Raw genomic sequence first — 24,548 nt, 5'->3', positions numbered from 1 at the left:
CAGGCGCCGGCCGGGCTGTTCGGCCTCAGGCGCCGGCCGGGCTGTTCGGCCTCAGGCGCCGGCCGGGCTGTTCGGCCTCAGGCGCCGGCCGGGCTGTTCGGCCTCAGGCGCCGGCCGGGCTGAGTTTAGTTGACTTTGTTCAGACCATCGTTTTGGTCAGCCAGCGGAAGACGTCGGGGACCATTCGGCGCCAGACGTCTGTGCCGTGGCCGCCGCCGGAGATTTCGGCGACTGTGATGGCCGTGGGGGGCTTGGCGGCGGCTTTGAGGGCTTGGGCGTCGCCCAGGCCGTCGCCCTTTTCGCCGGCCATGTAGAGGGCGATCTTTGGGGGTTGTTGGGCGTTTTTGAGGATGGTCAGTGGGTTGGAGGAGACTCGCAGGGCCGGGTCTTTTGAGGTGACCGAGTCGGACTCGCCCTTGGGGTCGTTGTAGCCGGACAGGCTGACTCCGGCACCGTAGCGGTCGGGGTGGAGGAGGGCCATTCGGGTGGCGCAGTGGGCGCCGGCCGAGTAGCCCGCGATGGCCCAGTGCTTGGGGTCGGACTCGGCGCGGAAGTTGTCGATCACCATGCGCCGCACGTCGCCCGAGATCCAGGTGTCGGCGTTGGCCTTGCCCGGGACGTCCGCGCAGCCGGTGTCCTCCTGGCCCGCGAGCAGCTTGGTGCGCGGTGAGACCAGGATGAACGGGGCCACCTCGCCCTTGGCCATCATGCTCTTGAGCTGCTTGTTGACCTCCAGCGTGCCGAACCAGGCCTTGGCCGAACCCGGGTAGCCGGGCAGCAGTTCGACGACCGGGAACTTCTTGTCCGCGAACGCCGGATCCTTGTACTGCGGCGGCAGCCACACGTAGACCTCGGCCTCGACCCCCGACTGCGGACCCTTGAGGGTGGTCTCCTGGACGCCCTCGCCCATCTTGCCGTCACCGGCCGGATCGAACTTGGTGAGCAGCTTCTGCTCGGGCGCCGGCGGCGGAGCGGGCTCGCGCGCCTCGACCACGTGGCTGCCGCCCGTGCCGAGGAAGTCGTCCCACGTGTCATAGAGGCTGTTCGCGTTGTTGACCATGACGAAGACCATCAGGATGGCGGTGAACTGGCAGGTGACCAGCATGAACAGCCGGGCGATGATTTTCACCGGCTTGGGGCCCGGGATGTGGTTCCACGCGAACAGCGCCAATACCACGGCCGCTATCGCCAGCACGATGGTCGTTATGTAGAAGGGGGTACCGGTCAGACTCACTGTCGTCTTCCAGGGTGATTCAGCGACGATCCGGACACGGTCAGTCGGCGGTGGGTGGGGACATGTGCCGGCCGAGCCAGCCGAGCAGGTCGGGAATCATCTTCTTGAAGTGCGAAGTGAGATGCCTGCCGGCGGGCTGCTCGTAATACTCGATGCGAACGGGTGCCGCCGCCTTGGCGGCGAAGGCCTTGACCAGGCGTACCTCGGCCGGGTCCCCGCCGCCCGCGGTCGCGAGCACGTCGATGTTCGCCTTGCCTTCCGTGATCATGTGATCGGGGCTGTTGGCCAGCCGCTCCGCCTCGTGGCCCTTCCACAGCGGGCTGTCCGGGTTGAAGTAGCCGTCGATCGGCACCGCGACCTTGAACTGCTGGGGGTTTTGGAGTGCGAGCTTCACGCTGCAGAACGCGCCCGTGGAGGCACCCATCAGACCCCAGCCCGCGGGGTCGCGCAGGGTGCGGAAGTTGGCCTTGACCAGGTCGGGGATGTCCTGTGACATCCACGTGCCCATCTTCGGCTGCCCGGGGATGTCGCTGCACTCCAGGCTGCGCTTCTCGTCCTTCTCCAGGTTCTGCACCGGCATCACCATGATGAAGGGGTGGGTCTTGCCCGCCTTCGTCTCGGCTACGGCCATCTGTTGGATCGGCAGCTGGTTGTCGGTCCAGGTGTTGTAGCCGTTGCTCTGTCCGCCGGCGTAGAGCGTCAGGACCGGGAAGCCGTGCTTGGCGAAGGCCGGGTCGTTGTACTCCGGCGGCAGCCACACCCACACCTTGCCGGTGACGCCCGACTTGGGGCCGGTGTAGCTGGTCATCATGATCGGCCCGACGGTGGTGTTCGTCGCCGTGGTGAAGTTCGTCGTGGGCCCGGTCGGCATGACGACCTTGCTGGGGCCGGCGGGCTTCGCGGGCTGACCGGAGGACTGCCCGCCGGACTGCCGGGGCGTGGCCGTGCTCTTGGCGTGGTCGACCGTGGAGTCGCCGGACGAGGAGCCGCACGCGACCGCGGTCACCGCGAGCAGTACGGCGCCGAGCAGCGCCGTCGCGCGAGGACGGCGTGCGGAAAGGGGGTTCAAGGGAAGAGCTCCGGCAGGCGTCAGGGGGGTGCTGTTGACAAAAACGACCTTAACCGGGCGGTGAAACGGTGATCGGGCTGCTCTGTAACAGCCGTCCATCAATCGGCGGGACGTAAACAGCGTTGTCGTGATTTCCCCGCGCCCGGATCACTCCTTCGGCCGATGGCGGAGTGACTTTCCCAAGTGGTGGGGGTACCGGTGCAGACCCTGCCCCCGCAGGTTTCCCACCGACAGGAGCCGCGCTTGTCCGTCACAGCACCGGTCCCGCGACCGCCCTCCCCCGACTCCGCGAACTCGTCGAACTCCTCGAAACCGGATCCCGGCAGGTTGTGGTCACGCCTGACGCGGGGGCCGCACGGGCTGCGGGCGACGTTCGTCGTCGCCGTCGTGATGGTGATCCTGATCGCGGTTCCCTACCTGCTCAACCGCTCCGTGGTCGGCGCCGCCCCGGTACGGGCCGGGCAGGTGGTCACGCTGGGCACCTTCCGGTACCAACCCGCGCTCGGCTGGCAGGTGGACCGGGGCGCGTCCCAGGCCGATCTGGTCAGCGTGCTGGTCAAGGGGGCGACCACGTATCGGCTGACCCCGCTGGGCCGGCAGTCCTCGGCGGCGGGCGCGTTCCGGGCGGCGGCGCGCCGTTACGCGGCGACCGGGCGCGGGCGGGTCGGGGGCGACCCCGCCAAGGTGACCACCGCGCGCGGCCTCACCGGCCTGGTCGCGCCGATCACCGGACACACCGTGGCCGGCGCGCTGACCGTCCTGGTCGCCGGCGGCCAGGGACTGGGCGTGTCGCTCACCGCCCGGCACACCGCGCCGCTGACCGCCGCGATCGCCGACGACGTGGTGACCATGCTCGACTCGGTGGAGGTGACCGCGTCGTGAGTGTGGCTCCGCTGACCGACCGGCGCGGTCGCCGGGACGCGGGCGGCATCGTGCAGCCCACGCGCGCGGCGTTTTGGCTGTATCCGATCGTGCTCGCGCTCGGTGCGGCGAGCGTGGTGCCCAACTTCGTCCGGCTGTCCTCGGCGGCTCCGTCGGGCGCGCTGGTGCTGAGCGTGGTGATCAACACGCTGTGGCTGATCCCGGCGCTCGCGGTGATCACCCACCTGGACCTGTTCGAGCGCGAGCCGCTGTCGTTCTGTGTGGCGGCGGTGTTGTGGGGCGGCCTGGTGGCGACCGGGTTCGCCCTGGTGGCCAACGACAACCTGCTCAGCTATCTGGCCAAGCTGGATCCGGAGTTCTCCACCGACTGGGGCGCCTCGATCTCCGCGCCGATCGTCGAGGAGACGCTGAAACTGCTCGGCGTGGTGACGCTGATCCTGATCAACCGCCGGGTCTTCGAGAGCGTGCTCGACGGCTTCGTGATCGGCGCGCTGGTCGGCCTGGGCTTCCAGGTCGTGGAGAACATCCTGTACGGGCTGAACGCGGCGATCCAGTCCGGCGAGATCTGGACCGGCGGCGTCGTGGCCAGCTTCTTCGTCCGGGCCGTCGTCAACGGGTTGTGGAGCCACGCGGCGTTCACCGCGATGACCGGCGCGGGCGTGGCGTACGTGCTGGTCGGCGTGCGGCGGTCGCCGCCGGTGCGCGTGGCCGCCGCGATCGCGCTGTACGTGGTCGCCTGGGGTCTGCACTTCGTGAACAACTCGCCGCTCGTGGAGATCGTGCTGCGGCGCACCGACTGGTACCTGACCATCGTGCAGATCGTGCTCAACGGCTTGGTGGTGCTGGCGGTGGCGAGCTACGTCTACCGGCTCGCGGCCCGGCAGGAGTTCCGGCGGTTCGCCCGCGCGGTGGGCGACGAGCCGGAGCTGCTGCCGCTGGGCGAATTGGCCGCGCTCGCGTCGAACAAGACCCGCAAGGACGCGGTGGAGGCGGCCCGGCGCGAGCACGGGCGCAAGGCGGCCCGGGCGCGCAGTCGGCTCCAGCGCGCGCAACTGGGCTACGGGGTGGCGCTGTCCCGGTCCGCCGACCCGGCCCACGACCCCGGGGTGGCGCGCTGGCATCGGCGGATCGATCGGGCCCGGGCCCAAGTGGTGGCCGCCGACGCGGAACCGCCGCCGAACGCCCCGGCCGGCCGGACCCAGACCCGACCCGAGGCACCTCCGGGACCGGAGGTGCCTGAGGTGCCGTAGCGGGTCGTGGCGATCCGCCGGACCGGACCCGGGCCCGCGATCACCGGCAGGTGCGCGGGTCCGGGGTGACGGCGGTGTCGGTCCGTCGGGGGTGTTCGTCCCTCGGTGTCCACTCGGCCTCTTCGAGGTCGGCGAGTGCGTCCTCGCGCAGCAGATCCGGGGGTGCGGTGCCGAGGTCGCGTCGGCCGAGCGAGCGCACCACCAGGAGCACGGTCAGGCCGAGCAGACACACGGACACGGCGAGTACGACGAGTCCGTCCATGGTGCTCCTCCCTACCTGCCTGTAGGGCGGTCGCCATCGGGCAGCCGCCATGAGGCAGTTGCTCTCCATGGTCCCGTGTGCGGCGGACAATGTGAACCGACCGGAGATGAATAGCGGGCATCGGATCGCCGCGCGGGAACCGGCACCGGCGAGAATGCTCGCATGCATGCACACATCGAAGCCATGGATCGCAATCTCGCCGAGCATGCGTGCCACCTGCACCGGGTCACCCCGGGGATGCGCGTGTTCGAGGACGACGAGGTGATCGTCGCGGACAGCGGTCTGGGGCATGACACGTACAACATCGTCGCGGGCACGCGCGCGAGCGCCGAGACGGTGGGGGCGGTCGTCGAACGTACGGTCCGCCGGGTTTCCGAGACCGGGCGACCGTTCTCGTGGTGGGTCACCCAGGGATCGCGGCCGGGGGATCTGGCCGAGCGGTTGCCGGCGTACGGGCTGCCGGTGAGCGAGCGCGAGGTGGCGATGTGGGCGGCGTTGGCCCCGAGCGAGCCCGGCGCGGGGGAGCGGCCGGCGGGGCTGCGGATCGAAGCGGTGCGTACGCGTGGGGGATTGCTGGACTACGCGGGGGTGCTCGCGTCGTTGTGGACACCGGCCGTGCCGGACGTGGTGCGCTTCGCCGAACTGACCGCCGACGCGGCCCTGGTCTCCACCGCGCGCTACCTGGTGGGCTACGTGGACGACCGCCCGGTGGCCACCGCCGAGGTGTTCCTGCACGCCGGCGTCGCGGGTGTGTACAACATCGCGACCGTGGCCGCCGAGCGCCGGCGCGGCTACGGCGCGGCGCTGACCCGGGCCGCGCTCGACACGGCGGTCGCGGAGGGACACTCGGTCGCGGTGCTCCAGGCGTCGGCGGAAGGCGAGCCCGTGTACCGGAAGTTGGGCTTCCGAGTACTCGGGCCCGTCACCGAGCATCCGATCCTCACCTGATCCCGGCGGCGGGAGCCGCCCGGCGCTACGCGAGCAGTTCCGGGTGCAGTGCCTCGACCATCCGGCGCATCCCGTCCTTCCAGTGCACGGTGGTGCGGCCGGTGATCGCGTGCATCGCGGTCAGATCGAGGGTGACCGAGTCGATGGTCTCGTCCGTCGCGTTGAACTCGGGCTTCACGCCGGTGAGTTCGGCGAGATAGCCGCACCACTCCTCGATGCTCACCGGGTCGCTGCCGCCCCAGTTGACCGTGGTGACCTCGGGCGTCGCCGCCGCGAACAGCGCGGGCAGGGTGCCGGCGATGTCGTCGACGTGGATCGGGTGGTAGATGCTGGGCGTGTTGGAGTGCACGTCGATCGGCACGCCGCCGAGCATCATCTCCAGATGGATGCCGGGCCAGCCCCCGTTGTCCCCGTAGGGCACGGACAGGCGCGCGATCGTGGTCGGCAGCGCGAATCGGCGCGCGCCCCACCGCGCGGCGCCCTCCGCGGCGATCTTGCAGATGCTGTACGTCTCCAGGAACGACCAGACCCGGTGGTTGTCGCCGAGCGCCGCGTGCTCGGCCAACTCCTTGTGGCCGGCGGGCTGGTAGACGGCGGTGGACGAGCAGTGCAGGAACGCGCGGGCCGCCTGGTGATGCTCCATCAGCGACAGTACGCCGCCGGCGTTCGCGTCCAGGTCCAGGTTCCAGTCGCCGTTCTTGGCCACCGCGAAGTTGACCACGTAGTCGGCGTCGGCGGGCAGGGCGGCGACGTCGCCGGCGGCCAGGTCGATCCGCACGCAGGTGACGCCCGCGGCCTCCAGGCGCGCTCGGGCCTCGTCGTCCTGGAAGCGGGCGGCGCCGTAGACCTCGTTGTCGCGCGCGAGGATCGTGGCGACGGGTTCGGCGACCTGGCCGGTGACGCCGGTGACGACGATCTTGGCGCCGCTGAGGGGGGTTGCCATGGGGACTCCGTTGTCGTGTCTGGTGCTTCGTGTCCCGCGGCCGGCCGTTCGCCGGGCGCCGTACGGCCGGAAATGCCGGTCCGGCCGGGGCCGTGGGGGTGGTCGGGGCGGGCGTGGCGGCACGTTAGTGCAGGTTGCGATCAGGTGGAAGGGAGAGAAAGCGGGGAAGAGGGAGCGGGAAGGGCCCGGCGGGCGGGAAGGGAACCGGCGGGTAACGGGCCACAACCGTGCGGGGACGGGTGAGGGAACGAGGGCCTTCCCTTATCCGGGGGTGGACACGGAACGGGGATGGTCGGGCGGCCGTCTCTGCGGACGGGGGGATCGACTTTTCGGGGGCAGCGATGAGTGCTACGGGGCACTGCCGACTGTGCGGGACCGAGGTCCCGGACGAGCGTCACGGTTATTGCGAAGGGCCGCTGTGCGGAGCCGATCTGGCCGGACAGCGGGTGGGCGATCCGGGGGTCGCCGTGCAGGTCGGGTTCGAGCGCGCGCGGGTTGCGGCTCGGCCCGGGGAGGTGGTCGAGGCACGACTATTGGTGCGCAACCGGGGCCGGCGGGCCGAGCATTTCCGGATCCGGGTGTTCGACACGGAACGGGTCGCGGTCACCGAGCCGGAGCCGGGCGCGCCGATCGGGCCGGGGGCCGAGGTGGTGTGGACGGTTCGGTATCGGGTCCCGCGCGACCCGGGCCCGTTGGCCGCCGGGCAGGCCGCGGCGGGGCCGGGTGGGGCCGCCGACGCGGTGTTCGGGCTGTACTACGCGGCGGTGCGGGCCGAGGCGGTTCGGGACGCGCGGGTGGGCGCGGCGGCGGTGCTCGACGTACGGATCCGCGGCGAGACCGATGGCGCGGGTCGGATTCGGGCGATTCGCGCCCCGGTGCCTCGTTGGCCGGCAACATGTCCGGAATGAAGGCATCGCTGTCGTTCACGTGGACTCTGTCGGGTGCCGGTTGGGCCGACTGCGTCGTCGCGGACGCGGATGCGGAGGCGCAGATGCTCGTCTCGTACATCAGCCCCGCTCCCGAGGAGTTGATCGGCGCGGTGACCCGGCTCGCACTCGGCGAGTCGGGTGACCACAAGGTGAAGTTCGAGGCCGAGCCGAACGGCTTTCTGTGGCATCTGAGCCCGGACGGCGACGCGGTCGAGATCCGGGTCGTCGAATCCCCCGACACCTCGCGGCGCTCGCGGCCCGGCACGGTGTCGTGGGAGGCGCGGCACCCGATCGAGGCGCCGGCCCGCTGCGTGCCGCGCGGCTTGGACCGGGTGCACGCCGATCGGGGCGAGGACGGGTGGTACGCGGACTGGAGACGGCCCTTCCCGCGTCGGGAACTGGAGCAACTGCGCGGGGTGCGGGTGAAGTTGCGCGCGTGAACGAAGCGTCCGCGGGCCCGAGGTGGGCGCGCGGGCGCTTCGGATCGAATCGGGTCGCGCCGGGCGTTGCGTCGTGCGACGCCCGGCATGGCTCAGCCGGCGCTGCCGGCCGTCGCCTCCCACGGCCACCGCGCGTCCCGGCCCGCCTCCAGGAGCGGGATCATGGTGAACGCGGCGTCGGTCAGGCCGCCGAACGTGTGCCGGTTGCGGCTGCCCGACGGGGTGTGCCCGGCCTGGTAGCCGGCCAGGTTCCAGGTGTACAGCGGAATGTTCTCCGGGATGGACCTGGTCACCTCCTGGGTGTCGTGCCCGGCCTGCTCGTCGGTGACGATCAGCACCCGGTCGTGCGCCCGGTACTCCCGACGCAGCGCCAGGGCGGTGTCGGTGCCGCCGCCCAGGAAGTAGCCGTCCTGCTTCCAACGATCCAGCGAGCGCAGCAACGACTCGCCGCGACGCATCGGATAGCTCTTCGTGTGCGCGCCGGGCTGGTCCTCCCAGTACCGCCGGGTGCTGGAGAAGGACACCACGTCGGCAAACCCGCAGCGCTGACCGATCGCGATGCCGAACAGTGCCGCCGCGTCCCAGCGCATCAGCGTGCCGTCCCGGGAGAAGCCCGACTCCATACTGGAACTGGTGTCCACCAGGATCAGCGTGCGCCCGGGCAGCTTCGGGACGTTCGCCAGCGCGTGACCGAGCGCCTGCTCCAGCGGGTACGCCCAGCGCAGCGACGGCGCGGCGCGGTGCGCGGACAGGAACCGGAACGGCAACTGCCGTGAACGCGCGACCTCTTCGGGATCCGCCAGCCGAGTCGCGACCTGTGCGGCGAGGACGTCGTCGACACCGGCCTCGTCGAAGTTGCGCAGGTTGCGCAGCAGCGCCATGTAGCCCATCGACGGGATCACCGCCGACCACGCCGCCGCGTCCATCGGCCCCTGGAGCCAACCCGCCAGCGCCTCCCAGGTGATGCCGGCGGCGCGCAGCCGCTCGGCCGCGTCGGGAGCGCGCAGCAGCGCCGCGCGCTCGGCCGCGGGGACGGCCATCAGCTCGGCGCGCGCGGTGAGCACCGGGTCCGACGCGGGCGGGGTCGCCGTGTCGGGGTGGTGCCGGCGGTCGAGCGCGTAGCCGAACAGCGCGCCCTGCCACGGCTTGTCCGCCGCCGGGCGCGGGTGGGTCAGGTTGAGCACGTCGGCGAAGCGGTAGCCCTTGCTCGCGGTGTCGTACTTGAGCAGCGCGTGCGAGGTGTACAGCCGGCGCACGGCGTCCTCGATGCCGCGCTTGATCGGCTTGGGAATGGCCCGGCCGTAGCGCGAGGTCCAGTAGCCCAGCAGTTCGCCGGGCTCGTCGGCACGGCGCAACACCGCGTCCACCGCCCGGCGGGACAGGCCCGGCAGCCCGAACTCCAGGCGGGCGCGCGTCATTTCGGCGGCGCCGACGATGGCGGCGGTACGCATGTTGGCGTCGCGGCGCAGCCAGGTGAGCAGGCCGAGCAGCCATTCGCCGTCGTAGACCGCCAGTTCGTGGACGAGCTGGGTGAACCGGTCGTCGCGGGTGCCACCGCTCTCGTAGAACGTGTCGGTGCCGACGAAGTTCGCCACCGCGAGCAGGAACAACTCACTGCGCGCGTCGCGGGTGTAGCCGGTGCCGCCCTGGTGGGTGACGGTCTTCGAGCCCGTGCTGCGCACCGGCGAGACGGCGGCCGGGCGGCCTCGGAGCCGGTTGAATCGAGACATGGTGATCCCCCGTGGAATGTGGGGGAGGTGACAACGCCGAGGTGCCCGAGATCGAGGCGACCGGGCTTTCAAGGTGCTCTACCGCTGAGCTACCACCGGCGAACCGGCGACCGGGACTCGAACCCGGGACCACCCCAACAAAAGGAAGAATTCCCGGTCTGCGCACCGGGCACCCCGACGTTGAACCTCCCGAGATCGAGATGACGCGCGGCGGTGGGACCAGGTCCCACTTCTGGGAAGGAAGTAGCCGCTTGTCTGCGCACCGGGAGGTGCGTTTCTTCGTGTCCGAAGCCTAGGGGTGCGGGCCGGGCGGGCGACATCCATTTTTCGCGGCGGCGCGCAGGCGTGCCGGATGGGATTCCGGGTCTCGGGTGGGCGACCGTGTGGGTGGTGCGACGCTTGGGTGTATGAGCGTTTCCGCAGATCCGGGTGCCGCCGGCCGCACGATCCGCCCCGACGGCCGGTGGTTGCGGGTGCGGGGGTGAGCTACGGCATGGAGTACCACGTCGAGGCGGAGGCGATCCGGCGTACGCTCCCGGCCGCCGCGCGGCGGGCCTGGGCGGAGTTGGAGCGGCGGCTGCGGTCCGACCCCTGGACCGTGGGGGCGCGGATGAGCGGCGGGCTGCGCGACACCCTGGAGGCGGCCTTCGCGGCGCACGGGTTCGCGACGTACATCGTGCAGGAGAAGCGGGTGATGGTGAGCGTGATCAACCTGGTGTGGATCGGCTGAGGCCGGCGGTCGGCCGTAGGGCGTGGCACCCGGCCCGGCCGGCTCCGGCAGCCCCGTCGTCCCGTTTGCGCGGAAGGGCCTCCGGCGGCGGGCGTACCTTCGTCCGTGCGTCGGCGCGCCCGGGTCGGGGCGTGGGTTGGGTGCGGCGCCGACGTGGCATTCGTGGGGGGTTGGGAGGGCTGTTCGGGACGTGGGGGCTGGTGACATATCGTCTGGAAATCGGTGATCGTGATGGCGGTGGAACCGGACGGGAGAAAGCGGATGATCACGGAGCAGGGATTGGTGGCCGAGCGGTTCGAGGAGAACCGGGCGCATCTGCGGGCGGTGGCCTATCGCATGCTCGGTTCGCTCAGCGAGGCCGAGGACGCCGTGCAGGAGGCGTGGCTGCGGCTGGATCGTTCCGACATCTCCGGCGTGGAGAATCTGGCGGGCTGGTTGACCACGGTCGTCGGCCGGGTGTGTCTCGACATGTTGCGCTCGCGCAAGTCGCGGCGCGAGGACGAGTGGGACACGCACGTCCCGGACCCGATCGTGACCGATGCGGACGGCGCCGACCCCGAGCAGTCGGCCGTGCTGGCCGATTCGGTCGGGTTGGCCATGCTCGTCGTACTGGACACGTTGCCGCCGGCCGAGCGGCTCGCGTTCGTGTTGCACGACATGTTCGCGATGCCGTTCGACGACATCGCGCCGATCGTGGACAAGTCCACCGCCGCGACGCGCCAGCTCGCCAGCCGGGCCCGCCGTCGGGTCCAGGGCGCGGCGCCCAAGCCCGATCTGCCGCGCCAGCGCCGGGTGGTGGACGCGTTCCTCGCGGCGTCGCGCGGCGGCGACTTCCAGGCCCTGCTCGATCTGCTCGACCCCGACGTGCTGCTGCGCGCCGACACCGGGGACGGCGCGCTCGGGGTGTCGCAACTCGTCCGCGGCGCCCGTGCGGTGGTCGCCCAGGCGCTGTCCTTCGCCCGCATGGCGCAGTATGCGCGGCCGGTGCTGGTCAACGGCTCCCCGGGGCTGTTCACCGCGCCGAAGGGCCGGCCGATGGGGGTCATGGACTTCACCATCGTGGGCGACAAGATCGTCGAGATCAACATCCTCGCCGACCCGGGGCGACTGGAGCGCCCGGAACTTCGGGACCTGGGGACGCAGGCGGAGTAGGCGCCGGAGTACGGGAGTGGGTCGGCCCTGGGCGAGCGAATCGCGCCCGGGGTCGACGCGGCGCTTCGGGGGCTGCCCCGCGTTGTCGGCTTCGGGGCCGGGTGCGGGCTAGCCCTGGTGCGGTGTGCGGGACAGGCCCGTGCCGCCGGGGGCGATCAGGCCGCTCTCGTAGGCGAAGACGACGGCCTGGGCCCGATCGCGCAGGTCCAGTTTGTCGAGGATGCGGCTGACGTGGGTCTTGACGGTCTGCTCGGCGAGAAAGAGGTGGGCCGCGATCTCGCCGTTGGAGCGGCCCTGCGCGACCAGTCCCAGCACCTCGGTCTCGCGCGGCGTGAGCTTGCCCAGGCGGGTCGAACTCGGCCGGGTGATCGGGCGGTTGCGGGCGAAGTCCTCGATCAGCCGACGGGTGATCGAGGGCGCGAGCAGCGCGTCGCCGGCCGCGACGATGCGCACCGCCGCGATCAGGTCGGCCGGGGACGCGTCCTTGAGCAGGAAGCCGCTGGCGCCCGCGCGCAGCGCCTCGTACACGTAGTCGTCGATGTCGAACGTGGTGAGCATGAGCACCCTCGGCAGCGGGCCGCACTCGCCCGGCGTGCCCAGGAGTTCGCGGGTCGCGGCCAGGCCGTCCAGGACCGGCATGCGTACGTCCATCAACACCACGTCGGGCCGCGTCTCGCGGGTCAGCCGGATTGCCTCGCGCCCGTCGGCCGCCTCGCCGACCACCTCCAGGTCCGGCTGCGCCGCGAGCAACGCGGCGAAGCCGGCGCGGATCATCGACTGGTCGTCGGCGATCAATACGGTGGTCATGCCACTCCAGGGGTCGACGGGGCCGAGCCGGTGTCGGCCGGCGGCAGGGGCAGTAGGGCGGCGACGTGGAAGCCGCCGTCGGGTAGCGCCTCGGTACGCAACTCCCCGGCCAGCATGGCGACTCGCTCGCGCATGCCGATCAGACCCTGGCCGCCGGCGGCCGGCCCGCGGCCCGTGTCGGCCTCGGTGGAGGCGGGTTCGACGGGCCGACCGCCGTGCGTGGGCGCGGAGTTGCGGACGTCGATGCGCAGCGCCGAGGCGTCGCCGGACAGGGTCACCCGTACCGTGGCGCCGGGCGCGTGGCGGACCACGTTGCTCAGCGATTCCTGGACCAGGCGGTACGCGGACAGTTGTACGCCCACCGGGACCCGGTCCGGCGCGGGCACGGTGTCCGCGATGGACAGGTGCGCGTCCAGGCCGGCGCGATGTGCGGTCTCGATCAGTACGGGCAGGTCGGCCAGGCCGGGTTGCGGGCTGTGCTCCGCCGCGGGGCCGCCGTCTTCCGCGCCGGTGTTCGCGTCCTGGCGCAGCACGTGCAGCAGCCGGCGCATCTCGGTGAGCGAACGACGTGCCTCGCCGGCGATCGTGCCGAACTCGTCGACGGCGGCGGCCGGCAGGTCGGCGATCCGGTAGGGCGCGCTGTCCGCCTGCACGGTGATCACCGACATGTGGTGGGCGACCACGTCGTGCAACTCGCGGGCGATGCGGGCGCGTTCCTCCAGGAGGGCGCGCCGGGCGTGTTCGGCACGGCCGACCTCCTCGACCAGGACCAGTCGGCGCTGGGCGTCGCCCCGGCTGCCGATCGCCTCGGCGGTGAGCGGGGCCAGTGCGGACAGGATCGTGATCGGCAGCAGTTCGTCGATCCGGATCGGGCCGCGCGTCGCGGCGAGCACGATGCCCGACGCGAGCAGGGCCAGCCACAATACGAGGAGTACGCGGCGCGGGGCGCGCAGGGCGACCACGGTGAGCACCACGACGAGGGAGAACACCGACGTCACGGCCCACGGCCACGGCTCGGCGGAGGACACCGGGTGGGTGGGTACTGCGGTGGCGATCGCCGCGGCCAGGGCCAACCACCAGGCCGGCAGCGGGCGATACAGGCACAGCAGGACCGGTACGGCGCGGGCGATCGCGGCGATCGTCGTCCCGGGGGCGCCCATGTCGTAGTGCTGGTGGAGGTCGAGCCACCCCACGACGGTGAGCACGAGGGCGGCCAGGGTCAACACCCACACCGTGCGGCGCGTGGGCGGGAGCGGGGCCACCGAGGAGGGCGACACCGCCTCGCGCAGCGCGGACCGGATCGTCGCCGGCCGAACGATCTTCACGGTTGGTGATGGTATGCCGGGAACGGGCGGTCGGTGGGGCGGGGCGGGGATGGAGTCGGCGTCGAGGGTGTTGTGCATGGTGGCGTCCGGGGGTCGGCGCGGGGAGGCGGCCGGATGGGGGTTGGTGTCGGTTCGGGTGGGTTCAGGCTCGGCTTTCGGTGCGGAAGGTATGACGTGCACCGGCTGCCCGGAGATGGGTGAGGCCCTGGATCAGGCACAGGCAGACGGCGAAGAAGGCGAGGCCGCCGATCGCGTGTACGGCCCAGACGCCGGCCAGGGAGGGTCCGCCCCAGGCGTCGTGGTAGTCGGTGTCGCCGTACCAGATCGGGTAGGTCAGGTTGCGGATGGTGTTGCCGTAGGCGTACGCGGCCAGGATCAGCATCGGCACACCCAGCGCCGTGTCGAGGACGGCGTGGCGGAGCACCCGGACGGCGCCGGGGACGGCGCCCCGGTCGGTCGTGGCGCCGCTGTGCCGGCCGTCAGCGGTGTGCGGGTCCAGGAATCGGCGGGCCGCGGCGAGTTGCAGGCGCCCGGCGCGGGAGGAACGGCCGCCGAGCGTCAGGACGATGCCGATCAGGCCGAGTGGCAGCGCGAGGAACGCGTACGCGGAGCGTCGGGCGGCCTCGGACACCGAGGCCGGCGCGAACCGGCGGAGCGGGCGACGGAGCCGGGCCGGGGTCTGGGCGGCCGGCCGGGTGTCGGGGGCGGGACGGACGACGGTGGATGCCATGGCGAGTCCTTGGGGTGGGTGCAGGGAGCCGGGCACGCGGGCTCCGGCGGGGGCCGGGATGTACCGGTTCGTTGCCGGCGGGCGCTCGGTCGGCGCCGTGGATTCCACGCTAGGAGGCGGGCCACCGGGTGGGCATCACACCGCGGCGCCAACCCGCGAGTGATACCGGGGTAGGGGGTCGACGGCCGGCCGCGGTGGGTGCCGGTCGCCATGCGGGCGCCGGTGCGCCGTACCGGCCGGTGACCCCGGTACCTCTCCCGCACTTTCCGGCGAACGCGTTGGTAGGTTGATCGGCGTAGTCGATCATCAGGGGGATGAACACATGACCGGACGCACGCGACCGCGTTTGCGGCGGGGGCTGGGTACGGCTATCGGCGGCGTGGCGCTGCTGCTGGTGACCGCCGCATGCGGGAACGAGTCGGGCTCCGGCGATCGGGGCCCGGTCGCGGAGGGGTCGAACGGGGACGGGGGCGGGACCAAGGCCTACGCGGGAGCCGCGGCGGCGGTCTTCGCCGCGGTGGACAAGGTGCACGGCACCGAATCGGTCGCGATCACGGTGCAGCAGAAGTTGCCCGGCGGCAAGGGCTCGAGCGCGCAGGGCGCGATCAGGTTCGGTGACGCGGGCGGACTGCGGATGACCATGGCGATGCCACAGGGCACCCCGGGCATGCCGGCGAAGGTCGAGACGCTGGTGACGCCGACCGCGATGTACATGAACATGGGCTCGGCGCTCGCCGCCGAATCCGGCGGCAAGTCCTGGCTCAAGATGGACTTCACCGCGCTGGGCTCGCTGGACAAGACCGGTGCCCTCTCGGCGGTGGGCGAACTGATGAACAAGGGCTTCGGCCAGCAGGACCCCACCAGTCAACTGTCGTTGCTCAAGGGGTCCGGCGACATCGCCGAGGTCGGCAAAGAGGACGTGGACGGTCGGCCGACCGTGCACTACAAGGGCACGGTCGACATGGCCAAGGCCAGTCGACTGGGCGCGGAAGCACTCGGGTTGAGCCCCAAGACCCTGGAGAGCCTGCGCGCGGCGAACGAGGCGATCGGCGCCACGTCGTCGACCATCGAGGTGTGGATCGATGCCAAGACCGACCTCCCGGTCCGGCAGTCGGTGCGCACGCCGACCGAGGTCGGCGAGTTGGGCAGCACGGTGGACTACCGGGACTGGGGCACCAAGGTCGACGTGACGCCGCCGCCGGCGAGCGCGACGGTGGACTTCCAGGAGCTGATCGACAAGGAGCGGGGCGGCGCCGAGGCGGCCTGACCCGGGACCGGGTGTCATCGCGAAAACGCACGCGGCCGCCGGGTCGGTTGACCCGGCGGCCGCGGTCGGTTTCGGCCTCGGGCCGCCGATACCGCAAGAGTGGGTGACCCGCCGAGATCGAGGCGGCAGCGGAGACCGGGACCCGAAGCCCCGTACATTTCACCGCCCTTGCGGGCTCCATGGAGTATCCGCGACCTGCGCACCGGGGGTCGGGCGAAACCGTGGCGCGGGTGTGCGATCCGGCGCGCGGATTATCCGCCCGGGCGCGGACGGGGCCGATGTGTAGGGGCGACACGGCGGCCCCCACGGGCGCGGCCCTCCCGACGGTCAGGAGGAGTGCGCGCGGGTCTCGGCGTCCTTTTTCGCGTAGTGCTCGCGCTCGCGCCGATCCGCGCGCAGGATGCCTCGGATCACGAACGTGAAGCCGACCGCGACCGCGAGGAAAGGGGTGAGTTCGGCGAATGCGCCGAGTGCGTCCAACACGATGACTCCCAAGGGTGGTGCAGCCGGCCGACCGCGCCTTCGGCGGCACCGAGGGCACGAACCGGGGACGGCTCGCTCCGCCGCTCGTCGTCCGAGCGGCGGGACAACCCTACCGCCCGCCCTCGCGTCAACCACCGGCGACCGTGTACCTCGGACGGAGGACCCTGCCCGGCGTGCGAGCCCCGGCTACCGGGCGGGCCACGATCGTGATTGACTCGCCGGCGTGTCGCTCGGCCTCATCGTTGTCTACACGTCGCGCCTCGACGCGTGCCGCGAGTTCTACGCGTCGCTCGGTCTGGCCCTGGTCCGAGAGCGGCACGGGAGCGGTCCCGAGCACTACGCCGCGACCCTCGACGACGGCACCGTGATGGAGCTGTATCCGGCGCGGCCGGACCGGTTGACCGGCTATCTGCGGCTCGGCCTCGTGCTCGCCGCCGACTCGCCGCTTCCGAGAGGGCGCCATCTGCTGACCGACCCCGACGGGCGGAGCGTGGACGTACGGGTGGGGTGAACCGACCGGGTCAGCGGGGGCCGCCGGTGGCCTCGGCGAAGCGGCGCAGGTCCTCGACGTGCGCACCCCAGCCGTCGCGGTGGGCGGCGGCCAGGCTCGGTCCGTCGGGCAGGCGGCTCCAGCCGGTCTCGCGGACCCGGAGCTGGGTGCCGGGGCGGGCCCTGGTCAGCTCGATGGTCACCGTCGTGGACACGGCCCAGTCGTCGTCGGCCCAGGTGAAGCGCAACAGCCGGCAGGGATCGAGCGCCTCGACCCGACCGGTGGTCAACCGCGCCTCGCCGTCGGCCCCGCTCCAGCGCTCCGAGAGCCGGCCGTTCACGCGTGCGTCAAGGTCGAGATAGCTCCACCACATGGCGCGCGAGTCCGGATCCACGAGGGCGTGCCACACGGCCTCGGTGGGCGCGGCGATCACGACACTGACCTCGACGAGCGGTTCACGGACCATGAACCAACCGTAGATCTCACGAACGCCCACGTCAGCCCACGAACGGTCCGCTGAAGGTCAAGACTGCACCACCCCCGAGCGCCCCCACGCGCCCCCCCGGAAGGTGAGCCGACTCCGGCGGGCGACATCGTGGGCGCGGGGATCCCGGGGTTTGTCGATTGGGGAGCTTCCCGGATGGGGAACGCACTGCACAGGACACGTGCGTACCCGCGTCACCGGCCCTCGGGAGGATCCGCCCATGCCGCACCCGCCGATCGCAGATCTGCGCAGCGCGTTCACCGCCTCCGCCAAACCCGGCAGTCAGGACTGGCCCAGCCTCGCCGACTTCACCGTGTTCGCCGCCGCCGGGCGCACCTGCGGCCGGGCCCCGCTGATCGGCCTGCCCGGCTGGACCTGCGACGACGCGGCACGGGTCCTGGCCCTGGCCGAGCTGGCGGCGCGTACGCCCCACCACGATCTGTCCGCGCACCTGCGCACCCTGTACTGGCGCGGCGACGCCCACGAACGCCGCGCCGTACTGCGCGCGTTGCCCTACCTCGAGGTCACCGGGCACGATCCGGCGCTGGCCACGTCCCTGGTCGCCGACGCCCTCCGCACCGGCGACCCCCACCTGATCGCTGCGGCCCGCTTCGCGGGGACGGACGACGGCCACGAGCCGGGATAGCCGGCGGGGTCGCGTGACCCGGCCCGGGATGCCGTCTCCACCTACCAGCCGCCGTGCCCCCGGGCGTGGTGTTCGGCCGCCGCGTGCCACCAGCGCGGCGGCGACGGGCCGATGACCTCGGCCGACGGCTGATCGGGATGCAGGCCGAGCCGGCGCAGCGCCTCGGGGGGTACGCGGATGTCGTACCAGCATTGCCGACCGCCGTCGGGGCCGACCCCGCACAGGAGCCCGATGTGGATCTCCTCGTCGGCGAAGGGCATCCAGTCGATGCCGCGTTCACGCAGTCAAGCGCGTACGGCCGCCGCCGGTCCGAGGCAGCCCCGCACGTTCCGATACGCCGTGATCGTCAACCACCCGTCACCAGGTCTGTCCATGGTGGCGATGATGCCGGCTCGTCGGGCGGATGTCCCGGGCCCGATCGTTGACCACATCGGGTGCAGTCGGCAGGCTGAAGGCCGGCCCGTGCGCGGGCGGGCCGGTCGGATCGGGAGTCGGGGACCCACATGCGGCGAAGAACAGTGTTGGCGGCACCGATGCTGCTCGGTTTGGGCATGGGCAGCGCACGAGCCGGGACGCGGGACCCGGCGGCATCCGCGGTCGAGCGGATCGGGGGCGCGTTGGGCGACTCGGGCGGCGAACTCGTCGTGCGCGGGCGCGAGCACGGGCCCGGCTGGATTCGTACCACCCTCGAACTGCGGGACGCGGCCGTGCCGTTGGTGATCGACGTGGTCGTGGACACCGGGCACGTGCCACGGCGCGTCGCCTACCTGCTGCCCGGCGGCGGCCTCGACTTCGCGTCGAACTTCTTCACGCCCAGCACCCACAACCTCGCCCATCACCTGCGCACGCACGGATACTTGGTGATCGGCATCTCTCCGCGCGAGAACGGCGCGACCGCCGCCGACCTCACCGCCGAGTGGGGCCTGGCCGCGCACAAGCGGGACGCCCGGACGGTGATCGACGCGGTCGACGCGGCGCTGCGGGTGCCGTACGACCTGCTCGGCCACTCCGCCGGCGCCGCGCTCGCCCTGGACCTGGCGGCGGATCGGGCGCCGAGGCCGGCCCGGGTGATGGTGCTGGACACGACCGGGCCGTACGAGGGCGACCTCGCGGTCCGCGCCGCGCAGACCAGGGCGGCGTTGGACGTTCAGCTCGCGGGCGGGGTGTACACGAACGACCCCGGTCTGAAAGGGCTGTTGGCGCGTGCGGTGGGCGACCCGAACGGCGCCTCCGCGGTCCCGCGACCGGTCGATCCGACGAGTCGGTTCACCAACGCAGCGCTCGCGCACTTCGCCCTGATCCACACCGCCAAGCTGCCCGGGGCGACCAACTGGATCTACGAACAGGGCTTTTCCGCAGGCACCTTCGCCTTCGGTGCGACACCGTCCGACGACCGGTTCACGCTGACCCACAGCCCGCTCGCGACCTGGGCCGACGCCACCGCCCGTCTCGGCAGCGGTCTGATCCCGATCGCGCTGCTGCGTGACCTCACCGCGATCTGGGCGGGCGAGGAATCGGTGTACCGCATCGACTGGTCGGCGATCACCGCCGAGGTCACCTGGATCAACACCGCCCTGGGACGCGGCGACCACCCCATGGGCGCGAACCTGATCCGCGACGGCGGCAATCCGAAGGTCACCTTCACGGTGATCCCCGACTACGGCCACGGTGACCCGGCCTGGAGCGGCACCGCCGACCGGGACGTGTGGCGATTGCTGGTGTAGCGGGGCCGGATAGATTCGATCGGATTCGATCACGAACCGATGTGTGAGGGAGTACGCATGGCCTCGATCCACCACACCACCATGACGCCCGGGAAACTGGAACTGCTCGCCGACTGGCTGCCCCGGCAGAGTTGGTACGCGGGCGGGGCCGAAGCGCCGGAGCGGATCCGGGCCGGTGGATTCCGGTTGGACGACCCGGCGGGCGAGGTCGGGATCGAGTTCATGATCGTGGTGGAGGCCGGCGCCCCGGAGTCGGCCGCGTATCTCGTGCCGATGGCCTATCGCGGCGCGGCGCTCGACGGTGCCTCCGACGACGCGCTGATCGGCGTCTCCGAGCATGGCGTGCTCGGTACCCGGTGGATCTACGACGGCGTGCGGGACCCGGTGGTGATGGGGCAGTTGCACGCGGTGCTGCGCGGGGAGGCGACGCCGCAGCATCAGACCGAGAGCGACACGCCCGACCCGACCGTGACGGTGTACGGCGGTGGCGCGGCCGGCGTGCTCGATGTTCGGGTGAACCGGGTGCTGCGGCCCGTCGGGGCCGAGGAGAGCGCGCCGGGGCGCTTGGTCGCGGGCTGGACCCGGCCGGACGGGACGGCTGTGCGAGGCGTGCTGGCTACCTTCGCGTCGCGGTAGTCGCGGTAGTCGCGGTAGTCGCGGTAGTCGTGGGACGACGGGGCCACGGCGTGGGACCACCGGGTTCGACGGCACCGACCCCGTCGGTGCCGTCGAACCCGGCGCGCGGTGTCTACGGGGCAAGCTCGGCCAGGGAGTCCGACCACGCCGCGCACAGATCGTCCGCCAACCCGGCCGGGAGGCACGTGTCGACCAGGGCCGTGATGTGCATCGTGTCGTCGAAGGAGCCGAGGAAGACGCCGATCGGGGCGCTGTGCGGCACACCGCCGAGGGGGATCGCGTCGAACACCGGGGAGCCGCGGAAGGCGTACGAATGGCGGGGCCAGTGGTGGGCGGAGCCGGCGGCCAGGTCGATCTGCCAGGGGGACACGGCGGTACGCAGGCCCCAGCGGTCGACGGGCGGGGCCTTGTCCTGCGCGACCAGGTGCAGGCGACGGATCGGGTCGGCCTGATCGCACGGCAGGCGGACCCGGGCCGGCCGGGCGTGGTTGCCCGGCTCCGGGGCGCCCATCGTGCCGGACGGGGACGGCACCAGCGCCCAGACCGGCCGCACGCCGCGCCGCCACGGTACGCCGGGGCAGGTGCGCAGCGCGCCCGCGAGTGCGGCGAGGAAGACGTCGTCCGGACCGACCCCGCGACCGTGCCGTGACGCCGCGTGCAGGCGTTCCGGGTCCAGGTCCAGCCAGGCCATTCGCCGCGTGCCGGTCGCCCCCCGGGTCGTGAACGGCCGGGTGGACGGCGGCGACAGGCGGCGCGCGTGGTCGCGGACGCCGAGCACGGCGGGCCCGTGCGGGGTCACCGCCGCCGCCTCGATCGGCTCCACCCCGAACAACCGCCGGGCCACCTCGACCACCGACGCGTCGTCGAGCAGCGTGTGGTGCGCCTTGAACACCACCGCCCACTCGTCGCCCGCGTAGCCGTGTACGAGCCGCGCCTCCCACGCCGGACGGTCCCGGGGCAGCCGATCCGCCAACGACGCGTCGACCGCCGCGCCGAGTCGTCCCGGGCCGACCGGGTACACGTGCACGTGCCGATCGGGGTCCACCGGCCCGCGCCGCCGGAACGTGCCATCCGAGCGGTAGGCCAGGACCGGCACCCGCCACAACCGGGCCGCCACCGCCTGACGCAGGTCCGCCACGGTCGGCGCCAGGCCGCGAAACCGCAGTACGGCGCCGAGTTCGACCGACCCGGCCCGGCCGGCCCGACCGGGATCGCGATACGCCCGCTCCAACGCGGTGTCGCGCCGCCCGCCGCGCCCCGGCCGGACACAGTCGACCAGGTAGTCCCGATCCACCGCGGTCGCCGACCTCGGCTCGCCGAGCAACGCCCGTACCCCCGAGTCGTCATAGCCCCGACGGTGCGTCAGATACGGCGTGCACGCCGCGTGTGCCTCCGCGAGCCGTTCCACGCCGGTGGGCCGCGCGGGCGGCTCGGCGACGAACCGCAGGCGTACCGGCAGGAATTCGGCCAGCACCTCGCGCACCACCTCGACCGGGACGTCGTGCGGATGCCGTACGTGGTAGGTGTCCACGCCGCCGGAGCCGGTCAGATCGGCCAACCGCGTCATCATGCGCGCCGCCTCGTGCACCGGCATGAAGTTGAGCCGGCCGTCCGGCGCCGCCGGCAGCCGCAACACCGGTCGCATCCGCCCCGGCAGCCGCGCCGCCCAGCCGAACGCCGCACACCCGCTGGTCACCGCGGCCCGCTCCACCACGTGCCGCAGCGAGTTCGCCGGCACCCCGGGACGATCCGAGACCAGCGTGGTCGGCCGCAGGATCAGCGCCGAACGCCCCAGCCGCGCCGCCCAGTCCCGGACCAGCGTCTCCGCCTCGTACTGGGCCCGCTCGTAGTCGTTCTCGAAGCCCGCCGAGTCGTCGGCCGGTTGCTCCTTGATCGTGCCGTCGCGACGGGCGCCCGCGACAAAGGCGGATCCGATGTGCAACACGCGCGGTCGCCGCCGACCCGCCTCGGCCAACTGGAGCAGATTGCGGGTGCCGTCGACCGTGTCGGGCCACAACTCGGCCATCGTGGCGTCGGGTCGGCGGTCGCCCGCGCAGTGCCAGATCACGTCGATCGAATCGGCCAGCGAGGTGAACTCGGGCCCGGCCAGGCCCAGTCGCGGCAACCTCGGATCGGTCTCGACGATCCGCAGCCGCTCGGGGAGTCGCCGCACCAACTCGTCGGGAGCGGAGGTGACTTCCAGAAAGGCCCGGATCCGGTCGAGGACGCCGCGCGAGCCCGCCTGGGACAGGAGGGTGATCGTGCGGTGGCGGTCCAGCAGTTCGCGGAGCAGATGCAGACCGAGGAATCCGGTGGCTCCGGTGATGGCGACGCGCATGGCTCAGCCAACTCCTTGCAGGTGTTCACAAGTGGCCTGACGGGACGTCGCGTCGACGGTGTCGACGCGCGGCGAGTCGGGCCCGATGGCGCGCTGCGCCGGGGCACGCGTGGTCAATGTCTTCCCTGGGACGAGTGGGTATCGTCAGGACGCTAGTCGCCGAACGACCATCACCCACGCGGTATTGGGCCAACCGATGCCGGTGTCACCCGATCGGGTTCACGATCGGCCGGCCGGCGCGCTCGACGACGCGACGGGTCGGCCGCCGGGCGGTCCGGGAGGGCCGAGGTACCGGCCGGAAACCAAAAATTGTGCCCTGTCCGGTGGGTTGGTACCCCCCAAAGAAGCTTTCTTGACCGTTTGCGCCCGGTGATGTGGTCTTCGGGTACTACGGTCTGGTGCGAGACGAGGGCCCGGGTCCGGCCCGAGGCGTGTCACGACCAGGGGGCATACGCAGATGGACACTTCCCAGGCCGGGGCCACGGTGGCCGCGGTGGGAGCGATGGAGTACGGCAGCCATTGCTGTTTCGTGTCGGCCGACGAGGCCGTCACGCGGCTCGCGGTGCACAGCTACATCAGGGACGGACTGTCCGCCGAGGACCGGGTGATGTGCCTGCTCGGCAGGCGCGACCGGGCCTGGTTGATGAGTGCGCTGTCCGAAGGACCCACCCGACCCGACGACCGCGAGGCCGACGGCTCGCTCGTGGTCGTCGATGTCGGCCGAACGCCGTTGTGGGAGGGTGAGTTCACACCCGAGGGGATGGCGGAGACGTTCTTCGCGGCCGTGGATCAGGCCCTCGCCGACGGCTTTCGCGGCCTGCGCGTGTGCGGCGACATGACGTGGGGTCGGGCCGGCGGCGTCGAACACGCGGACCTGCTCGAATTCGAACGCCTCGCCGGCCTCGGCCTGCCGAGCCGCCGGGCGATGGGCATTTGCCTGTACGATCCGCGCGAGTTCAGTTCGGTACAGATCGACGCCCAGGAACGGCTGCACCCGCTCGTCGCCGGCACCGGTCGCGCACGTCCGCCCACCCTCCAGGTCACCGACACCACCAAGGGGTTGCGTCTGGTCGGCGAGGCCGACGTGGGCACCCGGGACCTGCTGGAGGACGCGCTGCGGCGCGCGATGGCCCACTCGGGCCGGGACCTGGTCGTCGACCTGTCCGCACTGGAGTTCGCCGACCTCGGCACGATGGAATCGTTGTATCGGGCCGCCACCGCCCTCGGCCCGGACCGGCACCTGGTCCTGCGCGCCGCGGGACCGGCGGTCCGCAAGGTGGTCGACCTGCTCGGGTGGAGCGGGGTCGGCGGCCTGATCGTGGACGAGGACCGACCTTCCGGGGAGTGCAGTGGGGGAGTGCAGTGACCGGCCCGAACCGTGATCGCGCCCACGCCCGTGCGCGGATCGGTGCCGGACCGGTGGAGGTACTACCGTTCGGCGCGTCGGACCTGTGCCTGGTCCGTGCCGTGGTGCGCCGGCACGCCGACGCCGTCGGCCTGGGCGACGACCGCCCCGACTGCCTGGTGCTCGCGGTACACGAGATCGCCGCGTGCGCCGTCACCTCGGACTCCCGGCCCGCGCTGCTGCGTTGTGTGCCCAGGGCCGGGAAGGTGGTCTGCGAGATCCACGCGGCCGGGGACGATGGGGGCGGCGCGAACGGCGGCGGTGTCGACGGTGGCCGTGCCGACGGCGGCCATGCCGACGGTGGTTGCCGTCGACGCGCGTTCCCTCGGCTGACCGACAAGCAGGAGACGCCGGGGCGGGGACTGTGGATAGCGCGGGCGCTGTGCGACGAGGTCGAGGTGGCCGAGTGCGCGGAGGGCGTGGTGGTGCGGATGACGATGCATTTGACGGCGTCGGCGTCGGCGTCGACGGGGGCGGTGGCGAGCGAGGTTGTGGGGCACGTGGAGACGGAGGGTGAGTTGCACTGAGGGGGCGGCGGTCGGGCGACGTCGGGTGTCGTTGGGTGCCTGAACGGCCGTGACTCGTGCAGGGGTTCATGGTCGGAAACGGCTTGGCTCGGCCGGGGTGGTGTGACACGGTCGGCC

At 72.1% G+C, this 24,548-nt stretch carries 26 protein-coding genes; 14 read left to right on the top strand and 12 right to left on the bottom strand.

The features are described from left to right. Positions 1 to 139: 139 nt before the first annotated feature. A complete protein-coding gene (locus tag ACH4XV_RS18190; protein ID WP_395790903.1) occupies positions 140 to 1,234 on the bottom strand; it encodes an alpha/beta hydrolase in 1,095 nt (364 codons plus the stop codon). Between the two features lie 40 nt (positions 1,235 to 1,274). Next, complete coding sequence (locus ACH4XV_RS18185; RefSeq protein ID WP_395790901.1) at positions 1,275 to 2,303, bottom strand: alpha/beta hydrolase; 1,029 nt, start codon at positions 2,301 to 2,303, stop codon at positions 1,275 to 1,277. Between the two features lie 243 nt (positions 2,304 to 2,546). Here ACH4XV_RS18185 and ACH4XV_RS18180 point away from each other — a divergent pair, with 243 nt between their 5' ends. Further along, the gene (locus ACH4XV_RS18180; RefSeq protein WP_395790899.1) at positions 2,547 to 3,185 is read left to right on the top strand and encodes a hypothetical protein; all 639 of its coding nucleotides are present in this window, start codon (positions 2,547 to 2,549) and stop codon (positions 3,183 to 3,185) included. Beyond that, complete coding sequence (locus ACH4XV_RS18175) at positions 3,182 to 4,435, top strand: PrsW family intramembrane metalloprotease (RefSeq protein ID WP_395790897.1); 1,254 nt, start codon at positions 3,182 to 3,184, stop codon at positions 4,433 to 4,435. Before ACH4XV_RS18180 ends, ACH4XV_RS18175 begins: the two co-directional genes overlap by 4 nt. A gap of 40 nt (positions 4,436 to 4,475) precedes the next feature. On the opposite strand, the gene ACH4XV_RS18170 is transcribed toward ACH4XV_RS18175, so the two are convergent. After that, complete coding sequence (locus ACH4XV_RS18170) at positions 4,476 to 4,697, bottom strand: hypothetical protein (protein ID WP_395790895.1); 222 nt, start codon at positions 4,695 to 4,697, stop codon at positions 4,476 to 4,478. Between the two features lie 162 nt (positions 4,698 to 4,859). Between ACH4XV_RS18170 and ACH4XV_RS18165 the strand changes: the two genes are divergently transcribed. Then, complete coding sequence (locus ACH4XV_RS18165; protein ID WP_395790893.1) at positions 4,860 to 5,645, top strand: GNAT family N-acetyltransferase; 786 nt, start codon at positions 4,860 to 4,862, stop codon at positions 5,643 to 5,645. A gap of 25 nt (positions 5,646 to 5,670) precedes the next feature. Here the strand turns inward: ACH4XV_RS18165 and ACH4XV_RS18160 are convergent, their stop codons facing one another. Continuing rightward, entirely contained in the window at positions 5,671 to 6,588 is a 918-nt protein-coding gene (locus tag ACH4XV_RS18160; RefSeq protein WP_395790891.1) for an NAD-dependent epimerase/dehydratase family protein, read from the bottom strand. A gap of 341 nt (positions 6,589 to 6,929) precedes the next feature. Here ACH4XV_RS18160 and ACH4XV_RS18155 point away from each other — a divergent pair, with 341 nt between their 5' ends. Then, complete coding sequence (locus tag ACH4XV_RS18155) at positions 6,930 to 7,496, top strand: hypothetical protein (protein WP_395790889.1); 567 nt, start codon at positions 6,930 to 6,932, stop codon at positions 7,494 to 7,496. Next, entirely contained in the window at positions 7,493 to 7,957 is a 465-nt protein-coding gene (locus ACH4XV_RS18150; protein ID WP_395790887.1) for a hypothetical protein, read from the top strand. Before ACH4XV_RS18155 ends, ACH4XV_RS18150 begins: the two co-directional genes overlap by 4 nt. 92 nt (positions 7,958 to 8,049) lie before the next feature. Here the strand turns inward: ACH4XV_RS18150 and ACH4XV_RS18145 are convergent, their stop codons facing one another. Continuing rightward, entirely contained in the window at positions 8,050 to 9,687 is a 1,638-nt protein-coding gene (locus ACH4XV_RS18145; RefSeq protein WP_395790885.1) for a TROVE domain-containing protein, read from the bottom strand. Positions 9,688 to 10,168: 481 nt separating this feature from the next. Here ACH4XV_RS18145 and ACH4XV_RS18140 point away from each other — a divergent pair, with 481 nt between their 5' ends. After that, positions 10,169 to 10,417 (top strand): hypothetical protein, encoded by a 249-nt coding sequence (locus ACH4XV_RS18140; RefSeq protein WP_395790883.1) that lies wholly within the window; start codon positions 10,169 to 10,171, stop codon positions 10,415 to 10,417. A gap of 264 nt (positions 10,418 to 10,681) precedes the next feature. After that, positions 10,682 to 11,569: an RNA polymerase sigma factor SigJ gene (gene sigJ / locus ACH4XV_RS18135; protein WP_395791117.1), complete on the top strand. Its 888-nt coding sequence runs from the start codon at positions 10,682 to 10,684 to the stop codon at positions 11,567 to 11,569. Positions 11,570 to 11,677: 108 nt separating this feature from the next. Here sigJ and ACH4XV_RS18130 read toward each other — a convergent pair whose 3' ends face one another. The 3 genes from ACH4XV_RS18130 to ACH4XV_RS18120 all read right to left on the bottom strand — a co-directional run bounded on the left by ACH4XV_RS18130 (position 11,678) and on the right by ACH4XV_RS18120 (position 14,431). Next, a complete protein-coding gene (locus ACH4XV_RS18130; protein ID WP_395790881.1) occupies positions 11,678 to 12,376 on the bottom strand; it encodes a response regulator in 699 nt (232 codons plus the stop codon). Further along, on the bottom strand, positions 12,373 to 13,701 hold the full coding sequence (locus tag ACH4XV_RS18125; RefSeq protein ID WP_395790879.1) for a sensor histidine kinase: 1,329 nt from the start codon (positions 13,699 to 13,701) through the stop codon (positions 12,373 to 12,375). The genes ACH4XV_RS18130 and ACH4XV_RS18125 overlap by 4 nt, the downstream gene beginning before the upstream one ends. A gap of 142 nt (positions 13,702 to 13,843) precedes the next feature. Continuing rightward, positions 13,844 to 14,431, bottom strand: a complete 588-nt coding sequence (locus tag ACH4XV_RS18120; protein WP_395790877.1) for a hypothetical protein — start codon at positions 14,429 to 14,431, stop codon at positions 13,844 to 13,846. Between the two features lie 322 nt (positions 14,432 to 14,753). On the opposite strand from ACH4XV_RS18120, the gene ACH4XV_RS18115 reads away from it, so the two are divergent. After that, a complete protein-coding gene (locus ACH4XV_RS18115; RefSeq protein WP_395790875.1) occupies positions 14,754 to 15,698 on the top strand; it encodes a hypothetical protein in 945 nt (314 codons plus the stop codon). 327 nt (positions 15,699 to 16,025) lie between these two features. Here ACH4XV_RS18115 and ACH4XV_RS18110 read toward each other — a convergent pair whose 3' ends face one another. Then, on the bottom strand, positions 16,026 to 16,181 hold the full coding sequence (locus ACH4XV_RS18110; RefSeq protein WP_160161830.1) for a hypothetical protein: 156 nt from the start codon (positions 16,179 to 16,181) through the stop codon (positions 16,026 to 16,028). Between the two features lie 223 nt (positions 16,182 to 16,404). Here ACH4XV_RS18110 and ACH4XV_RS18105 point away from each other — a divergent pair, with 223 nt between their 5' ends. After that, entirely contained in the window at positions 16,405 to 16,692 is a 288-nt protein-coding gene (locus ACH4XV_RS18105; protein WP_395790873.1) for a VOC family protein, read from the top strand. Between the two features lie 10 nt (positions 16,693 to 16,702). Here the strand turns inward: ACH4XV_RS18105 and ACH4XV_RS18100 are convergent, their stop codons facing one another. Next, positions 16,703 to 17,137, bottom strand: coding sequence for an SRPBCC domain-containing protein (locus tag ACH4XV_RS18100; RefSeq protein WP_395790871.1), 435 nt, complete (start codon positions 17,135 to 17,137; stop codon positions 16,703 to 16,705). A 238-nt stretch (positions 17,138 to 17,375) separates the two neighbouring features. Here ACH4XV_RS18100 and ACH4XV_RS18095 point away from each other — a divergent pair, with 238 nt between their 5' ends. After that, on the top strand, positions 17,376 to 17,801 hold the full coding sequence (locus ACH4XV_RS18095; RefSeq protein ID WP_395790869.1) for an EboA domain-containing protein: 426 nt from the start codon (positions 17,376 to 17,378) through the stop codon (positions 17,799 to 17,801). Between the two features lie 41 nt (positions 17,802 to 17,842). Here ACH4XV_RS18095 and ACH4XV_RS18090 read toward each other — a convergent pair whose 3' ends face one another. Then, positions 17,843 to 18,061: a hypothetical protein gene (locus ACH4XV_RS18090; RefSeq protein WP_395790867.1), complete on the bottom strand. Its 219-nt coding sequence runs from the start codon at positions 18,059 to 18,061 to the stop codon at positions 17,843 to 17,845. Between the two features lie 273 nt (positions 18,062 to 18,334). On the opposite strand from ACH4XV_RS18090, the gene ACH4XV_RS18085 reads away from it, so the two are divergent. Further along, entirely contained in the window at positions 18,335 to 19,525 is a 1,191-nt protein-coding gene (locus tag ACH4XV_RS18085; protein ID WP_395790865.1) for a hypothetical protein, read from the top strand. A 57-nt stretch (positions 19,526 to 19,582) separates the two neighbouring features. Then, complete coding sequence (locus ACH4XV_RS18080; RefSeq protein WP_395790863.1) at positions 19,583 to 20,161, top strand: 1,4-alpha-glucan branching protein; 579 nt, start codon at positions 19,583 to 19,585, stop codon at positions 20,159 to 20,161. A gap of 112 nt (positions 20,162 to 20,273) precedes the next feature. Here the strand turns inward: ACH4XV_RS18080 and ACH4XV_RS18075 are convergent, their stop codons facing one another. Beyond that, positions 20,274 to 22,499, bottom strand: a complete 2,226-nt coding sequence (locus ACH4XV_RS18075; protein WP_395790861.1) for an SDR family oxidoreductase — start codon at positions 22,497 to 22,499, stop codon at positions 20,274 to 20,276. Positions 22,500 to 22,956: 457 nt separating this feature from the next. Between ACH4XV_RS18075 and ACH4XV_RS18070 the strand changes: the two genes are divergently transcribed. Both ACH4XV_RS18070 and ACH4XV_RS18065 read left to right on the top strand, forming a co-directional pair. After that, positions 22,957 to 23,865, top strand: coding sequence for an MEDS domain-containing protein (locus tag ACH4XV_RS18070; RefSeq protein WP_395790859.1), 909 nt, complete (start codon positions 22,957 to 22,959; stop codon positions 23,863 to 23,865). A 53-nt stretch (positions 23,866 to 23,918) separates the two neighbouring features. Further along, positions 23,919 to 24,431, top strand: coding sequence for an ATP-binding protein (locus tag ACH4XV_RS18065; protein WP_395790857.1), 513 nt, complete (start codon positions 23,919 to 23,921; stop codon positions 24,429 to 24,431). The last annotated feature ends 117 nt before the right edge of the window (positions 24,432 to 24,548 follow it).

The sequence above is a fragment of the Embleya sp. NPDC020630 genome (assembly GCF_044334985.1).
Taxonomy (GTDB): domain Bacteria; phylum Actinomycetota; class Actinomycetes; order Streptomycetales; family Streptomycetaceae; genus Embleya.
This window is presented reverse-complemented; position numbering and strand designations above follow the sequence as displayed.

Excerpts from the sequence above, each read along its gene's own strand:
- ACH4XV_RS18085 (WP_395790865.1), top strand. The coding sequence starts at position 18,335 with ATGCTGCTCGGTTTGGGCATGGGCAGCGCACGAGCCGGGACGCGGGAC.
- ACH4XV_RS18155 (WP_395790889.1), top strand. The coding sequence starts at position 6,930 with ATGAGTGCTACGGGGCACTGCCGACTGTGCGGGACCGAGGTCCCGGAC.
- ACH4XV_RS18070 (WP_395790859.1), top strand. The coding sequence starts at position 22,957 with ATGGACACTTCCCAGGCCGGGGCCACGGTGGCCGCGGTGGGAGCGATG.
- ACH4XV_RS18150 (WP_395790887.1), top strand. The coding sequence starts at position 7,493 with ATGAAGGCATCGCTGTCGTTCACGTGGACTCTGTCGGGTGCCGGTTGG.
- ACH4XV_RS18100 (WP_395790871.1), bottom strand. The coding sequence starts at position 17,137 with ATGGTCCGTGAACCGCTCGTCGAGGTCAGTGTCGTGATCGCCGCGCCC.
- ACH4XV_RS18090 (WP_395790867.1), bottom strand. The coding sequence starts at position 18,061 with ATGCCCTTCGCCGACGAGGAGATCCACATCGGGCTCCTGTGCGGGGTC.
- ACH4XV_RS18115 (WP_395790875.1), top strand. The coding sequence starts at position 14,754 with ATGACCGGACGCACGCGACCGCGTTTGCGGCGGGGGCTGGGTACGGCT.
- ACH4XV_RS18165 (WP_395790893.1), top strand. The coding sequence starts at position 4,860 with ATGCATGCACACATCGAAGCCATGGATCGCAATCTCGCCGAGCATGCG.
- ACH4XV_RS18095 (WP_395790869.1), top strand. The coding sequence starts at position 17,376 with ATGCCGCACCCGCCGATCGCAGATCTGCGCAGCGCGTTCACCGCCTCC.
- ACH4XV_RS18170 (WP_395790895.1), bottom strand. The coding sequence starts at position 4,697 with ATGGACGGACTCGTCGTACTCGCCGTGTCCGTGTGTCTGCTCGGCCTG.
- ACH4XV_RS18080 (WP_395790863.1), top strand. The coding sequence starts at position 19,583 with ATGGCCTCGATCCACCACACCACCATGACGCCCGGGAAACTGGAACTG.
- ACH4XV_RS18130 (WP_395790881.1), bottom strand. The coding sequence starts at position 12,376 with ATGACCACCGTATTGATCGCCGACGACCAGTCGATGATCCGCGCCGGC.
- ACH4XV_RS18160 (WP_395790891.1), bottom strand. The coding sequence starts at position 6,588 with ATGGCAACCCCCCTCAGCGGCGCCAAGATCGTCGTCACCGGCGTCACC.
- ACH4XV_RS18075 (WP_395790861.1), bottom strand. The coding sequence starts at position 22,499 with ATGCGCGTCGCCATCACCGGAGCCACCGGATTCCTCGGTCTGCATCTG.
- ACH4XV_RS18145 (WP_395790885.1), bottom strand. The coding sequence starts at position 9,687 with ATGTCTCGATTCAACCGGCTCCGAGGCCGCCCGGCCGCCGTCTCGCCG.
- ACH4XV_RS18120 (WP_395790877.1), bottom strand. The coding sequence starts at position 14,431 with ATGGCATCCACCGTCGTCCGTCCCGCCCCCGACACCCGGCCGGCCGCC.